The 15,080-nt window shown below is 65.6% G+C and carries 9 protein-coding genes and 1 pseudogene; 3 read left to right on the top strand and 7 right to left on the bottom strand.

The genetic code is table 11. The features are described from left to right. Positions 1–216 precede the first annotated feature (216 nt). Positions 217–2,475 (bottom strand): annotated as a pseudogene (locus tag ACWPN8_RS26705) (glycosyltransferase); the annotation flags it as partial. Positions 2,476–2,821: 346 nt separating this feature from the next. Here ACWPN8_RS26705 and ACWPN8_RS26700 point away from each other — a divergent pair. Together ACWPN8_RS26700 and ACWPN8_RS26695 are read left to right on the top strand one after the other, a co-directional pair. Then, positions 2,822–3,745, top strand: a complete 924-nt coding sequence (locus ACWPN8_RS26700; RefSeq protein WP_492242953.1) for a glycosyltransferase family 10 fucosyltransferase — start codon at positions 2,822–2,824, stop codon at positions 3,743–3,745. Between the two features lie 43 nt (positions 3,746–3,788). Further along, on the top strand, positions 3,789–4,775 hold the full coding sequence (locus ACWPN8_RS26695; RefSeq protein WP_492242952.1) for a hypothetical protein: 987 nt from the start codon (positions 3,789–3,791) through the stop codon (positions 4,773–4,775). Between the two features lie 46 nt (positions 4,776–4,821). On the opposite strand, the gene ACWPN8_RS26690 is transcribed toward ACWPN8_RS26695, so the two are convergent. Further along, the gene (locus ACWPN8_RS26690; protein ID WP_492242951.1) at positions 4,822–5,451 is read right to left on the bottom strand and encodes an LbetaH domain-containing protein; all 630 of its coding nucleotides are present in this window, start codon (positions 5,449–5,451) and stop codon (positions 4,822–4,824) included. A 279-nt stretch (positions 5,452–5,730) separates the two neighbouring features. Between ACWPN8_RS26690 and ACWPN8_RS26685 the strand changes: the two genes are divergently transcribed. Further along, a complete protein-coding gene (locus tag ACWPN8_RS26685; protein ID WP_247872871.1) occupies positions 5,731–6,768 on the top strand; it encodes an ABC transporter substrate-binding protein in 1,038 nt (345 codons plus the stop codon). Positions 6,769–6,849: 81 nt separating this feature from the next. On the opposite strand, the gene ACWPN8_RS26680 is transcribed toward ACWPN8_RS26685, so the two are convergent. From ACWPN8_RS26680 to ACWPN8_RS26660, 5 genes are all read right to left on the bottom strand, one after another. Continuing rightward, entirely contained in the window at positions 6,850–9,585 is a 2,736-nt protein-coding gene (locus tag ACWPN8_RS26680) for a PAS-domain containing protein (protein ID WP_492242950.1), read from the bottom strand. A gap of 106 nt (positions 9,586–9,691) precedes the next feature. Continuing rightward, positions 9,692–10,780: an ABC transporter ATP-binding protein gene (locus tag ACWPN8_RS26675; RefSeq protein WP_492242949.1), complete on the bottom strand. Its 1,089-nt coding sequence runs from the start codon at positions 10,778–10,780 to the stop codon at positions 9,692–9,694. Next, positions 10,777–12,966, bottom strand: a complete 2,190-nt coding sequence (locus ACWPN8_RS26670) for an ABC transporter permease (RefSeq protein ID WP_492242948.1) — start codon at positions 12,964–12,966, stop codon at positions 10,777–10,779. The genes ACWPN8_RS26675 and ACWPN8_RS26670 overlap by 4 nt, the downstream gene beginning before the upstream one ends. A 136-nt stretch (positions 12,967–13,102) precedes the next feature. Continuing rightward, entirely contained in the window at positions 13,103–14,152 is a 1,050-nt protein-coding gene (locus ACWPN8_RS26665; RefSeq protein ID WP_247872870.1) for an ABC transporter substrate-binding protein, read from the bottom strand. Positions 14,153–14,306: 154 nt separating this feature from the next. Then, a complete protein-coding gene (locus ACWPN8_RS26660; RefSeq protein ID WP_109096770.1) occupies positions 14,307–15,056 on the bottom strand; it encodes a response regulator in 750 nt (249 codons plus the stop codon). Positions 15,057–15,080: the final 24 nt, after the last annotated feature.

The raw sequence follows: 15,080 nt of genomic DNA, 5'->3' as shown, positions 1-15,080 counted from the left end.
TGCCGCCACTGCCGTGGCCCGACGAGCGGAACTGGAAAACCGCCGCGTCAATGGTCGGCATGGACGATCTTCACCGCCGGGAGCCCCCAGCAGGTGATCCCCATGTCTTTCGCCATCGCTGCCAGCCCTTCCGTTCTCGATGTAGCCCCGATGGCTGTAGGGCGGGAAGCAAAGCCCCTCCCGATGAAGGTCGGCCCGCACCAGCAGCGCCGTGCCGCCGACACCGTCCAGCGCCACGGCGTCCTTGTCCGGGAAGGAGTCGAGGTAGCGGCGCCCGATGCCTCTCGGCGGCTGGAACAGGCCGTCGATCAGATGCTCCGGCCGTTCGCCGTCCGGTTCCAGGGCAAAGCTGTTGAGGTCGAAGGTGGTGCCGTTCGGCAGGACGCAATGCGGCGTCGCGATGTCCCGCCCCGCCGCCAGCAGACGCCCCAGGAAATCGGGCGGATAGTGAATCAGGTCCGCATCCAGCCACAACACCCAGTCCTCGTCGGCAAGGGCGGCCTGCAGGAGGCGGTTTCGCGAACGCGCGAGGATCTCGCGGCGGGTACGCTGCACCGCCGGCAGCCAGCGCGGTCCCTCCGGATGGAACCCGTAATCCTGGCGCAGCAGTGTCACGCGGCGGTAGCGGTCGCGCAGGGCCGGCAAACGTTCGGCCAGCCACGCATGGGTCCCATCCACGCTGTCGCTTTCCAGGAAACCGAGAGACAGGCAGCCGGGGTCATGGTCGAGCTGGTCGAGCAGCTGCATATAGCGCGGCAGATGGCTGCGCGCATCCTTGACCGGTGTCAACACCAGGACCTTGGCGGTCCGGAACGCCCCTGTGGACCCTATGGGGGCCGCGGGAGCGTGTCCCGTCCGATCCGATGGGGGAGGGGGCTGGGAGGCAGGGCCCGGCCCGGATATCTCCGCGGCTTGTCGCCGGACTGCGTCGATCGGCAGCCGTTTGGCCATCTCCCGCAGGACCGACTCGTAGCGGTCGCCGGTGAAACGGCTGGTGGCGACTTGCCAATGCTCGTCGAAATGGTCGGTGGCGAAGGTGTTGGCGCCATGCACGACGTAGGTGTAGAGCCGGGGCATGTCCAGGCGGACGACGCGCACGGTCTGCCGGAGCTGGTCGACGAGCGGGGTGTCCTCGCCGCGCCGCAGATGCGGATAGCGGGGCATCACCGCCTTCTCGCACAGCAGCGATCCTTCCCAGTATCTTTCGCAGGAAACCGCGAGCTTCTGCCGGCCCGGCCACCAGATCATCCAACGCCCGAGCAGGCAGGCATGGGCACCGGTCCGGGCGAGGGCCATGTGCTGGACCTCAAGCCGCATCGGGTCGTAGAGATCGTCGTCGTCCCATTGACAGACGTAGCGGCCCTTTGCGCTGTCGACCGCGATGTTGCGCAGCTCCCCGAGCGCCCGGCCCGGCCCGTCGACCCGGACAAGGCGGATATCCGTCCTGCCGGCGGCCCGGATCATGGCGTCCAGCGCGTCCAGCGGAGCGTCCGGCCCATCTCCATCGCGGGTGGCTGCGTCGCAGACGATGACGAGTTCCTTGTTCTGCCAGCTCTGCCGCGCGAAGCTGTCGATCGCCAGGGCCAGCATGCCCGTCCGTCCGCCATCCCCGCCCTTGGTGACCATGAGGCATGAGATGAGCGGCGGACCGCCCGCATCTTCCGCGGTCGCCGCGGAGCCGGCCGGCGGGGCGGCAGAACCGTTCGACACCACCGCCGTGACCCGATCCGGCAATTTCGGCTTGCGTTCGGCATCGCCGCGGAACCAGGTGCCTTCCCAATAGTGGATGGCGTAGGCGTTTCGCGTCGCCTGCTCCCAGAAGACGAGATCGAACAGCCTGCCGCTCCAGCAATCGTCCTTGGTGACCGGATAGAGCTGGCTCGGCGGCAGCACCGTCACAGCGGCCGCAGCCTCCGTCCCGCCCGGATGGGCGGCTTCGTAGGACGCATGGGCGCGTGTCAGCAGGAACGGGCCGGTCGCGTCGAGCACATCCGCGCAGTGGCGCGCTTCGACCAGCCGGTCAATCAGATGATCCCAGAACGGGTGACCGGGAACGGATGCGAGAAAGGACGGACAGAGGATGCGGGAGAGCCCGCGTTCGACTGCCTTCGTCAAGCCGTCATGTTCCTCCGGCTCCAGCCCGACGACGAAGCTCCGACCGTCCAGCAGCCCGCCGATCGGGCGAAGGCATTCAAAATCGAGATCGGCATACACCCCGCCGAACCGGCGCAGAATCAGATAGCGTGCCAGATCGACCCGCGCGATCGGATCGGCATAGCCGCGGAAGACCGGGAGCAGCGCCGGATGCTCGGCCTCAACGAAACGCTCGATGTCATCGTCGGTCCAGAACCGATAGGCGAAGCCTGGATTGTGGTCGATCCAGCTTCGTTGAAGGGCCAGGAACTCGCTCGGAATCTCCTGGCTCTTCCATGTCTGGTGGATCACAGACGGGATGACGAGGTCCAAGTCGCTCATGTCCTTCCAGATATCGTCAAGGCGGAGCAGAAGGAAAAATCACATCGATGGAGTCTGATGAAAGGGCTCAAGACGGATTCCAAAAATATTAAACTTGCCTAACGGGCGTCAAGGATTGCGCAGATATTTTAAGTGACAATTTGTATTTCAATCCTAATAATCCAGAAGTCAAAGGTTTCCAGCAACTCCACTCTGGATGTTCTTTCTCAAAATTCAATTCCGCTTTTTGCGGTTTATGGCGGTGCCTTATAGGTATTTCTAGGATGTCATAGCCATATATTATATTGAGTCTGTAGGGAAAGCGTTTTGTGATGGCTCTCCCTCGGCTTGAACGGAGCGGAATGACATGTCGCTGGATGGCGCAGCAGCGGGGCGAAAAGCTATAATATTGTTCTATAATAGCTTTTTCGGTTCCTATCCGGACTGGGCCAGCTTCCCCTGCTCTTCGGAGTATCGTTTCACCAACAACCGGGAGCTCCTGGGCGACGCGGATGCTGTCGTCTTCCATCTGCCGCAATGGAACGAGATTGGGACGGTCCCCAAGCGCCGCGGTCAGATCTGGGTGGCATGGTCGATGGAAAGCCGTGGGCATACGCCTGTTCGGAACGATCCTGCGATCATGCGCTTTTTCGATGTCCAGATGACCTTCGAGCGCTCGGCCGACGTCTGGTGCTCCTACCTGCCCAAGCGGGAAGAGTGGGAGGCGGCAGTGTCGAAGCCGATCCCCTTCAAGACCGGAACCGCCGAGGCTGTGATGTTCCAGTCCGCGCCGAGTGACCTGAGTGGCCGCAATGCCTATGCTGCGGAATTTATGAAGTATATGTCTGTGGATTCATTTGGTAATTTCCTCAGAAACAAACATCTATCTGTCGAAGACAGAGGATTTTCTACAAAAATGGATGTGGTATCCAGATACAAATTCAGCATATCTTTTGAAAATACTATAGAAAATGATTATGTGACCGAAAAGTTTTTTCAGCCTCTCCTCTGTGGGTCTGTTCCGATTTATATGGGAGCTCCCAACATCGATGAATTCTCTCCAGGAGATCATTGCTATATCGATGTAAGGAAATTCTCAGGCCCGAAGGCGCTCGCGGCTTATCTCACCGATCTGGCGAGAGACGAGGCCGAATATTCCCGCTATTTCGAATGGAGGAGAAAGCCGTTGCGGCCTTCCTTCCTGAGGTTGCTTGAGGACGGTGAAACGGAAGCGTTCTGCCGATTGGGACAATTGGTCGCACAGCGCCTCCGACGGGATGGGCCCGCATGATGGCAGTCCGTTCCGCTCTTCCGCTTTGCAGAGGTCATCATTGATGTTGTCCCCGGACCTGCAATCGATCCTTGGAGACGTGTCTCCGGGCGCCGGAGAGCCCGAGAAGCTGCCCGTGTTCTGGTCGAAGGGGATCAGCCGGTTCTGCGACGTCAGCGGCCCCGACTGGTATTGGAGGGCAGATACGGAATCCGTCCAGAATGAGGATTTCTTCAGCCGTCATTACGGGAATGCACAAGGGATCGTCTGGATCCGGCTGGGCACAAAGGCACGCGACGGTCTGCCTTGCGATCTGGATCACTTCGCAAATTCGGTCCTTTCCACGATCGACTCGCCATTCGTCCTTGTGACGACGGATGGCGACGCGACGGTTCCTTTCGATCTCAAGCCGGAAACGGTCAAAAGCCTCCTGTCCTGTCCCTGGTTGAAGGCCTGGTATACCCAGAACCACGACGGAACGCAGTCCCCCCGGATACGACCGGTTCCAATCGGGCTCGATCTCCATACCCCCGGCCCCTCGGCATCCGCGGCTGGTCTTTTCCGTGACATCGTCGCTCTGCGAGCCGCCCGCGCACCGGCTAGGACGCAACCTCTCAAGGTGTTGTGCGATTTCAACCCGAACACGCCGGAGCGGCTGGATGCGTACCGCAGCCTGTCGCACTGCCCGAATGTTCTTGGCCTGAAGACGCGGGTGCCCCAAATCGACCTGTGGAGGCATTACACGAGATTTCCGTTCGTGCTGAGCGCGAAAGGAAACGGGATCGATTGCCACAGAACCTGGGAGGCTCTTTACCTGGGGGCAATCGTCATCACGCTGTCGTCCTCGATAAATCCTCTGTTCGACTCATTGCCGGTGGTCGTTGTGGACCGCTGGGACGAGGTGCGCGAGCAGGGAAATCTGGAGCGATGGCTCGACCAATACGGCGACGCAACGGCCGGGGAGTGGGTGTGGCGTCAACTTCATCCACAGCGATATATCGAAATCATGCGTGCCGCATTGAGCGGTCCGGTTTCGCCGGACCGCCCCTGAATCCGGCAACTCGCCGTCAGGAAAACCGGGGTCGATTCATGTGGCGTCATGTCCGATGTTTCGGATGGAAGAAGGACTGAGGGCGCAGAGGGGCTTCGTTGAATAGGCCGAAAGCCTGGATGACCATTCCGGTCGGTACGGTGAGGCCGCGGGCGACGCCGCTGCCCTTGAGGACGCCACCCCGCCGGTCCGGATCCGGGTCGCGGTGACTGCCGCCGGCCTGGAGCCTGCAATTCTGCATCCGGATCGCGCCGAGGACCTGGGCTCCATCGCCGATGTGGTTGTCGAGTGCGAGCGAACCGGCGCCGAGCAGTCGGACGCGGCTGCCGATCTCGATCAGGCCGTCGGTGTGATCGGCCTTGATGGTGAAGCCACCCTCTTCGCCGATTTCGGTGTCGGCACCGATTGTCACACGCGCGCCGACAGCGACGATGCGCGTGCCGGGAAAGAGCCGGGTGCCGCTGCCGACCGTCACCTCGCCTCCCTCCGTCGCCTGGATGATCGTGCCGGGCCAGAGCGTGACGCCGGCCGCCAGGGTGACGCCCGGCGAGACCAGGGTCGAAAACGGATCGAGCGCCAGAACGCCGTCGCCGGCGAGCGCTGCCACCGCCTCGACCGACAGGAAGCCAGCGCATCCGCGGGCCCGGTTGGTGGCGGCGACGAGGGGGTCACTCAAGGTCGCCGGCCTCCGGGAGCCTTCGGTTAACAGTGTTTCGCCGATTTCCCATAACGGTGACATCCGCCATTCATCCGGCCCTTGTATGAACAATTGGAAACAATGGTGCCGGCAAACAATGCGGCATGCGCAAATATGGAGAAGCAGAAGGAAGACGGGAAGTTGCCTTTGCCCCTCCTCGCCATTGATACCAGCCTTTCCCTGATGTGCCAAAGCTTTTGGGCGGCGCGGTATCGTCAGAGAAAACAAGAACACAAGTTCACTCGGAGGATTCTTCTCATGGTTGGTGCGGTTGCCAAGATGAAGTCTGTCGGTGTCGGCATCGGCGCACTGGTTGCGCTTGCCGCGATCCCGGCTTATGCGCAGGGAAGCGTCACCGTCATGTGCGGTGTGCAGGAGGAATGGTGCAAGGCCATGGTCGTCGCCTTCGAGAAGAAGACCGGCATCAGCGTCGCCATGACCCGCAAGAGCGCCGGCGAGGCTCTGGCCCAGATCCGTGCCGAGGCGGCCAATCCGAAAATCGACATCTGGTGGGGCAGCTCGGGCGACCCGCATCTCCAGGCGGCCGAGGAAGGCCTGAGCGTTGCTTACGAGAGCGGGCAGATGAAGGACCTGCAATCCTGGGCGGAGAGCCAGTACAAGCAGTCGCAGGGACGCAGCGTCGGCATCTATGCCGGTGCGCTCGGTTTCGTCTACAACACCGAGATGCTTGCCAAGCGGGGCATCCAGCCGCCGAAATGCTGGGCCGACCTGCTGCGTCCGGAATTCAAGGGCGAGATCCAGATGCCCAACCCCAATTCGTCAGGGGGAGCCTATACCGCGGTGGCGACCCTGGTGCAGATCTTCGGGGAGGATGCCGGCTTCGACTATCTGAAGAAGCTGAACGAGAGCATCAACCAATACACCAAGTCCGGTGCCGCACCCGCAGCGGCGGTGGCGCGGGGCGAGACGCTGGTCGGCATCTCCTGGGTCAACGACAGCGTGATCCAGAAAGTGAACAAATTCCCGGTGGAAATTTCCACTCCTTGCGAGGGGACCGGCTATGAGATCGGCTCGATGAGCATCCTCAAGGGCGCCAAAAATCTTGAGGCTGCCAAGAAGTTTTACGACTTCGCCCTAACGCCGGAAGCACAGGACTACGGTGCCACCAACTTCCAGATGACGCCGTCCAACAAGCAGTCTGTGCTGCCGCCCGACGCGCCGAAATTCGAGGATGTCCGGCTGATCGACTATAATTTCCAGAAATACGGCATGGCCGAGGAGCGCAAGCGGCTGCTGGGCCGCTGGGATTCCGAGATCAAGTCCGCCGCCAACTGAGCAGGCGGCCCGGCTTCGATGAGCCCGTTTCCCCCATGCCGGGGGAGGCGGGCTTTTCCGTAATCGGGATTTCGTTCGGCGTCAGGCCTGTCCCGGCAGGGCCGAAGTCTCCACCCGGCCGCGGGCCGCGGGCGGGGCGCCAGCCAGGACGTTCCGGATCTGGGCAGCGAGCAGGGGCTTCTGGTAGGGTTTTTGGATGAAGTGGATGTCGAGCGGCAGGCTGGCGCTTTCCACCAGGAAGTCCCGCGCATAGCCGGAGCAGAAGAGGATCTGGAGCGTCGGTTGCCGGACCTTGGCGATGGCGACCAGGGCGGGGCCGTTCATGCCGCCCGTCAGGATGACGTCGGTGAACAGGAGATCGAAAGCCGCCCCTTCCAACAGGACCAGCGCCTCTTCCGCCGAGGCCGCCGGTACCGCCCGGTAGCCCAGCGCCGTCAGCATGTCGACGGTGGTCGTGCGGACGGCGGGATCGTCCTCCACCACCAGGATGCGCTCGGGGCCGCCTTCGACCGGGCCGAGGTCGCGCGGCAGGACCAGTGTTTCCGGCAGCATTCGGGCGCGCGGGAAGGCCATCGCCACCAGCGTGCCGACGCCGGCCTCGCTCTGGATGTCGACCTTGCCGCCCGACTGACGGACGAAGCCGTAGACCATCGACAGGCCGAGCCCGCTGCCCCGGCCGAAGCGCTTGGTGGTGAAGAAGGGCTCGAAGACGCGCGACAGCACGGCGGGCGGCATGCCGCTGCCGTCGTCGCGGACAGACAAGACGATGGCGTCGCTTCCATCCTGTCCGGAATCCTGCGTGGCGGCTTCCGTGGCGATGACGATGGTGCCGCCGTCGGGCAGGGCGTCGCGGGCATTGACGACGAGATTGAGCAGCGCGTTCTCCAACTGGCCGGGATCGACCAGGGCGGGCGGCAGCCCCGGCGTCAGCGCCGTCTTCAGGACGATGCCGCCGCCCAGACCATAAGCCAGGAGGTCGAGCATGCCCTCCACCAGTTCGTTCAGGTCGACGGCCTGCGGCTGCAACGCCTGCTGCCGCGAGAAGGCCAGCAGCCGCTGGATCGTCGTGGCGCCGCGCTCTGCGGCGTCGAGCGCCCGCAGCGCCTTGCCGCGCACCGGATCCTGCTCCGGCGACTCGTCGTGGATCATCTGCAGATTGCCCATGATCGCGGCGAGCAGGTTGTTGAAGTCGTGGGCGATGCCGCCGGTCAACTGGCCGACCGCCTCCATCTTCAGGGCGTGGCGCAGTTGCTTCTCGATGTCCTTGCGCTCGGTCAGGTCGGAATAGGTGGTGATGAAGCCGCCGGACGGCATCGGGCTGCTGTGCAGCTCCACCACCCGTCCGTCGGGGAAGTGATGCTCGCAGCGGACCGCCTGTTCCGTGCGCAGCCGGGTCAGCGCGTCGAGATCGACGCTGCTGCCGTCGAGCATGCGGATACCGACCCCGCGCCGCAGCAGGCTGCGTTGCAGTTCCGCCAGCTCGCGGCCGGCGACCTCGGCCGGGGTGAAGCCGTTGAGGTCGAGGAAGCGCGGATTCCAGGTGACCAGCCGGCCCTTCTCGTCGAACACCGACAGCCCGTCGTTCATGTTGACGAAAACGGCTTCCAGCATCCGCGAGTTTTCGCCGAGCTTGCGGGCCAGCGCGTCGCGCTCCGCGACATTCTCCTTGAAGACGCTGAAGGCGCGTGCAAGGTCGCCGATCTCGTCCGGCCGGCCGGTGGCGGGAACGCTGACCAGCCTGTCGCCGCCTGCCAGCGCCGACATCGCCCGCGTCACCGCGCGCAGGTTGCCGGCAACGTCGCGCATGACATAGACCGCCGCGGCGATGGCGGCGAGCGCGCACAGGGCGCCCAGTGCGAGGATGCTGGCCTTGCCCGAGGACAGGGCGGAGAAGGTCGCGTCGCCCCGGCTGCGCGCGGCCGTCTGCATCGTGCTGGTGACGCTCTCGACCTCGCGGTTCAACTGGACCGACAGGGTGTTGGCGGCGGCGACCAGGAAGCGGCTGCGCTGCTCGATGCCGAGCTGGCGCGTGCGGATGTCGAAGACGGCCGCTTGGCTGTCCAGCACGGTCAGAAGCTGGTCGAGCGAAGGGGCCATGATCGCCAGCGCCGGGGCGGTGGTGTCGATTGCCCGCAGGCTCTGCCGGTCGGCGTCGAAGCCGGCGTACCAGCGGACGAGGTCGGGCGGGCTGGTGGTCGTCAGGGCGGCGGAGACGGCGTCGCGCGTGCGGTCGGCCAGCCGCAGGACCGAGAAGGGCAAGGGCGGCGTACCGGTTCCCTCGAGGCCGGGAAAGCCGGGATGCTCGAAGGTCCTGGCTGCAGCCCCGGCCAACGTCTCGCCGAGGATGCGCTGGCGTTCCAGCCCGAGCCGGATCGCCGACGCCTCCGCCCGCACCGCGATGGACTCGCCGGTGACGTCCATCAGGTTGCGCAGCGTGCCGTCGAGCCGGCCGGCGAGCCGGACCAGCGACGGCACGTCGGACGGGACATGCAGCGAGGCGCGTTCCAGCCCCGGCAGCCGGTTGACCAGCCCGGTCAAGTCGGCGAGCTTGAGTTCGAGCTGGCTGCGCTCCTCGTCCAGGCTGGGCGTCGCTTCGATGGCGGCGATGAAGGGGGCGCGGGCGGCGAGGCCGGTGCTCAGCTCCGCCATCCGCATTGCCAGCGCGATGTTGCCCAACCCCTCGCGCTGGAGAGAGAGCAGGGCGCGTTCCGTTTCCCCCAGCCCGAACCAGCCGACCCCGCCGACCGCTGTCGTCAGGACCACCATGGCTCCGAAGGCGGCGAGCAGCCGACCGCGAACACTAACGGGGGACAGCATGCGTCTGACCATCGGGTTGGAGGCTAGCGCCGGCCGCCCCACCGACGCCAGCGGTAAAAGCGGCGGCCGGCGCAAGACGGGGCGGTAGGAGACGGGGTGGAAGGCGTCAGCGCGCGACGGCAGCGATGCCGTCGCCGGTGAAGGTCGCGAGCGCGCTCGCTCCCGCCGGCACTGGGCTGGCGACGTTCGGATCGACCACGAACAGGTCGCCGAACTCGCTGACCAGCCCATACTCCATGTGCGAGCCGAGATATGTGGCCTTGCGGACCGTCACCGGGATGCCGTCGCCATTTTCTCCACCGCTCCCGCCGGCCGATACGGTCCGCAGGCGGATCGCGTTGGGCCGGACAGCCAGCAGCACCTCGCCGGCCGGCAGTCCGGGATCGGGAACCGACAGCGTCAGAGCCCCGAGCGCCACCGTAGCCATGCCGCCGCTGCGGCCCACCAGTTCGCCGTCGATCAGGTTGGCGCCGCCGATGAAGTCGGCGACGAAGCGGTTCTTCGGCCGGCGGTACAGCTCGTCCGGCGTGCCGGTCTGGGCGATCACCGACTTGTTCATCACGATGATCCGGTCGGAGACGGCCAGCGCCTCCTCCTGGTCGTGGGTGACGTAGACGGAGGTCAGGCCGAGCTTCTGCTGAAGCTCGCGGATGTCGTCGCGCATCTTGCGGCGCAGCTTGGCGTCGAGGTTGGACAGCGGCTCGTCGAACAGCAGAACCTCCGGCTCCAGCACCAGGGCGCGGGCGACGGCGACGCGCTGCTGCTGCCCGCCGGACAGCTCGCTCGGCAGGCGCTGGCCGTAGCCGCCAAGCCCGACCAGTTCCAGCCCCTCGGCCGCCTTGGCTGCGGCGTCGCGTTTGCGCACGCCGCTGACCACCAGCCCGTAGGCGACGTTGTCGGCCACACTCATGTGCGGGAACAGCGCGTAGGACTGGAACACCATGGTGACGTTGCGGTCGGTCGCCGACAGCCGAGTGACGTCCTTGCCGCCGATCAGGATGGTCCCGCTGCTCGCCATCTCCAGCCCGGCGATCATGCGGAGCGTGGTGGTCTTGCCGCAGCCGGACGGCCCCAGCAGGGTGACGAGGGTGCCCGATTCGATGGTGAAGCTGACGTTGTCCACCGCCGCCGTGTTGCCGTAGCGGCGGCTGACGTTGCGGAATTCGACGCCCGCGGGCTTGCTGGCGATGCTCATACCGGCTTCTCCTGAAGCGTGACGGGGGTGGCGGTGCGGCGGCCGATGCGGCGTTCGCCGACAAGCAGCTGGATGAGGGCGATGACGACCGACATCAGCACGATCAGGGCCGAGCTGTAGGCGATGGCGAGGCCGAAATCGCCCTGCTCGACGCGGCCGACGATGTAGGCGGTGGCCAGCTCGTATTTCGGGCTGACCAGGAAGATCACCGCGCTGATCGAGGTGATGGCCCGGACGAAGCTGTAGACCAGCGAGGCGACGATGGCCGGGCGCAGCAGCGGCAGGATCACCCGGCGGATCGTCTGAACGCTGCCGGCCCCCAGCGTCAGGGAGCATTCGTCGAGGCTGCGGTCGATCTGCGACATGGCGGCGACGCCGGCCCGGATGCTGACCGGCATGTTCCGGAAGACGAAGCAGACGATCAGGATGGTGACGGTGCCGGTCAGCTCGATCGGCGGCTGGTTGAAGGCGAGGATGTAGCTGATGCCGATCACCGTGCCGGGGATGGCGAAGCTCAGCATGGTCAGGAACTCGAAGGCGCCCTGGCCTTTGAAGCGCTGGCGCACCAGCAGATAGGCGGTCAGCAGGCCGACGGCGGCGGTCAGCGGCGCCGACAGGGCGGCGACCTCGATGGTCGTGAACAGCGAGCCCCAGGCGCGGCCGGACCAGATCAGCCCGCCCGGCCCCCAGCTGAGGTCGAAGGCGGCCAGATAATGGCGCAGGGTCAGGCTGTTGTTGCGGCCCCAGTTCTCGGTGAAGCCGCCGAACAGGATCAGGCCGTAGAGCACGAAGGTGAAGGCGGCCCAGGGCAGGGCGGTGGCATAGGCGGCGATCTTGATGCCGCGCGGAAGCTGCGACGGGATGCCGTTGTCGCCCTTGCCGCCGACCGTCGCGTAGGACTTCTTGCCGAGCCATTGCCGCTGCACCCAGAAGGCGCCGAGGCACATGCAGAGCAGGATGATGCCGAGTGCTGCGGCACGGCCGGGATCGTTCTGGGCGCCGACGACCGCGAAATAGATCTTGGTTGACAGCACCTCGAAATTGCCGCCGAGGATCAGCGGGTTGCCGAAGTCGGCCAGGCTCTCGATGAAGCTGATCAGGAAGGCGTTGGCGACGCCCGGACGCATCAGCGGCCAGGTGACGGTGCGGAAGGTGACCCAGCGGCTGGCCCGCAGGGTCTGCGCGGCTTCCTCCAGCGAAGGGCCGATGCCCTGGACGACGCCGATCATCACCAGGAAGGAGATCGGCGTGAATGCCAGCGTCTGGGTCAGCAGGACGCCGGGAAGCCCATAGATCCAGCGCGAGACCGGGATGCCGAACCAGTCGGCCAGCGCCAGGGTGACGGTGCCGTTGCGCCCGAACAGCAGGATCACGGCAAGGCTTATGACGAAGGGCGGCGTGATGATCGGCAGCACGGTCAGAACGCGCAGCAGCTTCTTGGCGCGGAAGCCGGTGCGCACCGCCACCAGGGCGAAGGCCAGCCCGAGCAGGGTCGTCGCGATGCCGGTCATCACCGCCAGGAAGACGCTGTTCCACACCACCCCGCAGGCTTTCGCTTCGGTCAGGCAGGACAGGCGCCAGATGTCGGGAGCGGCGAGGCGTGACCACAGCGCCGCGGCCGAGAAGGCGCCGCTGCCGGTGTCGCCAGCCCCGCTCAGGACATAGCCGACCGGCAGGAAAACGAAGGCGGCGATGGCGGCCAGCACCAGACCGATGGCCCCCGCCGTGAAGCGGTCGCCCTTCATGAAGCCCAGACCGGCGAAGCCGTTGGTCATCAGGAACAGGAAGGACAGCGCGGTCAGTGCCGCGCCAGCGCCGAAGCCGCCCTGACCCAGCGGCAGCGGGCCGAACAGGGCGCCGAGCCAACCCCAAGCCCAGCCGTTGAGCCCGATGGCGAAGCCCTGTGCGGCGACCCAGGCCAGCCCGAAGGCTCCGCTCGCCAGCAGGATCGCCGGTTGCCGGGCGTGAAGGCGGGGCAAGGCGGTGGCGACGAGCGCCAGGATCAGCGGCAGGGCGGCGGGCAGGAGCCACCAGCGCCCGTTGGTCAGTCCGTCGATCAGGGCGGAGCCGGCCGGGCCTGGAGACGGTGGTGCAAGTGCGGGTTGGGTGCCGCTGCCGGCGAACCAGGGCAGCAGGGCGAAGCCCACCCACCCCAGCGCCAGCCAGACTGCTGAACGAGGACGCATCACGTCACCTGCGAATTTTTGCGGTCCGGGTATGACCGCCCCTTCCCTCCCCCGTGACGGGGGAGGGGGACGACGGATGTCCCGATCGGAGGAAAGGCGCGGAGGCGGTTAGGCTGTAACCGCCATTCGGCAACCGTTACTTGGCGACGGCCTTGATTTCGGCGTCCCAGCGCGACAGCAGGCGCTTGCGCTCTTCGGCGGTGCCGAATTTCTGGAAATTGTAGTCGATCATGCGGATCGCCTCCAGCTTCGGCGCTTCGGGCGGGATCGCCGCCTTGCGGTTGGACGGCATCTGGAATTGCTTGGTCTCGGCGCCGGTGGCCTGACCTTCCGGCGACAGGGCGAACTCGTAGAAGGCCTTGGCGGTGTCGAGGTTCTTCGTGCCCTTGATGATGCTGACCGAGCCGATCTCGTAGCCGGTGCCCTCGCAGGGGGCGGCGACATCGACCGGGAAACCGTTCACCTTCTGGTTGATGCCGTCATGCATGAAGATGATGCCGACCAGAGTTTCGCTGCGCGCGACGGCCGCCGCCGGGGCGCTGCCCGACTTGGTGTACTGGTTGACGTTGTCGTTCAGCTTCTTCAGGTAATCGAACGCCCCGTCCTCTCCCAGAACCTGGACCAGGGTGGCCAGCGCGGTGTAGGCGGTGCCCGACGCGTTGGGGTTCGCGATCTGGATCTCTTCCTTGAATTCCGGACGCAGCAGGTCGGCCCAGCATTTCGGCGCGCTGATCTTGCGCTTGGCCAGAAGCTCGGTGTTGTAGACGAAGCCGAGCGCACCGGCATAGATGCCGACGCTGCGCCCCTGCGACTGCTTGTACTGGCTCTGTGCCCAGGGTTGGAGGTCCGCGAACTGCGGGCTCTCGTAGGCCAGCGTCAGCCCTTCCTCGGCCGCCTGCAGATGCGGGTCGCCGGGGCCGCCCCACCAGACATCGGTCTTCGGGTTGGCGGACTCGGCGCGGATCTGCGCCAGCGCCTCGCCGGCGCTCTTGCGGCTCATGGCGACGGCGGTGCCGGTCTTCTTCTCGAAGGCGACCGCAATCGCCTTGCACCATTCCTCCTGCACGCCGCAGAGAACGGTGAGGGGGCCTTGCGCCTTGGCCGGGGTCGCCGTCAGGGCGATCACGGAGCCGGCCGCCAGGATGCCGAGGCCGACCGACTTGATCCAGTTGCCAGCGGATGTCACGGAACACTCCTCCCTTGGAGTTCGGGTTGATTTTTGACGATCGCACATTTGTTCGCTTCGCCAGCGTAAGCGGCCAGGGTGAACGGCGAATGTCACGCTTCAAGGGAGTGGCTGTAACTTTGTTAACAGAGGCCGGTTTCGGTGGAACCGGCGGTCAGTGGCCGAACGCCTCGATGTCGCAGTCGAAGACATATCCCAGCCCGCGCTCGGTGCGGATCAGCCAGGGCTGCTGCGGGTTGCGTTCGATCTTGCGGCGCAGGCGCAGGATCAGCACGTCGATGGTCCGGTCGAAGACGTCGTCCCGGTCATGGTGGGTCAGGTCGAGGATCTGGTTGCGGCTGAGCACCCGGCCATGGGCGCGGACCAGCGCCACCAGCAGATCGAACTCTGCCACCGTTAGCGGCACCGGCTTGCCGGCCGGGTCGAACAGCCGCCGCCCGTCCTCATCCAGGGTGAAGCCGGCGAAGCGGTAGCCGCGCTTGCAGGGGGCGGGGACGGGAACGCTCTCGCGGGCTGTGCGGCGCAGGACAGCCTTAACGCGCGCGATGAACTCGCGGTTGTTGAACGGCTTCACGATGTAGTCGTCGGCGCCGACCTCCAGCCCCATGATGCGGTCGATGTCGTCGCCGCGGCCGGTCAGCATGATGATCGGGATATCCATCGTGCCCCGCACCTGGGCGGCGATGGAGATGCCGTCGCGGTCGGGCAGCCGCAGGTCGAGCACGATCAGGTCGAGCCGTCCGGCGCCGAGCACCGTCATCAGCGTCGCCGCGTCGGGGCAGCGGACCGTCTCGTACCCTTCCCCGGCGAGCAGGTCGGCGACCATCTGGAGGACATCAGGATCGTCGTCGACGATCCCGATCGTCAGACGCCTGCCGCCATTCGGTGACGTGTTCGATGACATCCTGCCCGCCCGCTGATGAGGGCG

Source organism: Azospirillum sp. UENF 112521, assembly GCF_058780665.1.
This window is presented reverse-complemented; position numbering and strand designations above follow the sequence as displayed.

Excerpts from the sequence above, each read along its gene's own strand:
- ACWPN8_RS26700 (WP_492242953.1), top strand. The coding sequence starts at position 2,822 with ATGTCGCTGGATGGCGCAGCAGCGGGGCGAAAAGCTATAATATTGTTC.
- ACWPN8_RS26695 (WP_492242952.1), top strand. The coding sequence starts at position 3,789 with ATGTTGTCCCCGGACCTGCAATCGATCCTTGGAGACGTGTCTCCGGGC.
- ACWPN8_RS26685 (WP_247872871.1), top strand. The coding sequence starts at position 5,731 with ATGGTTGGTGCGGTTGCCAAGATGAAGTCTGTCGGTGTCGGCATCGGC.
- ACWPN8_RS26680 (WP_492242950.1), bottom strand. The coding sequence starts at position 9,585 with ATGCTGTCCCCCGTTAGTGTTCGCGGTCGGCTGCTCGCCGCCTTCGGA.
- ACWPN8_RS26675 (WP_492242949.1), bottom strand. The coding sequence starts at position 10,780 with ATGAGCATCGCCAGCAAGCCCGCGGGCGTCGAATTCCGCAACGTCAGC.
- ACWPN8_RS26670 (WP_492242948.1), bottom strand. The coding sequence starts at position 12,966 with ATGCGTCCTCGTTCAGCAGTCTGGCTGGCGCTGGGGTGGGTGGGCTTC.
- ACWPN8_RS26660 (WP_109096770.1), bottom strand. The coding sequence starts at position 15,056 with ATGTCATCGAACACGTCACCGAATGGCGGCAGGCGTCTGACGATCGGG.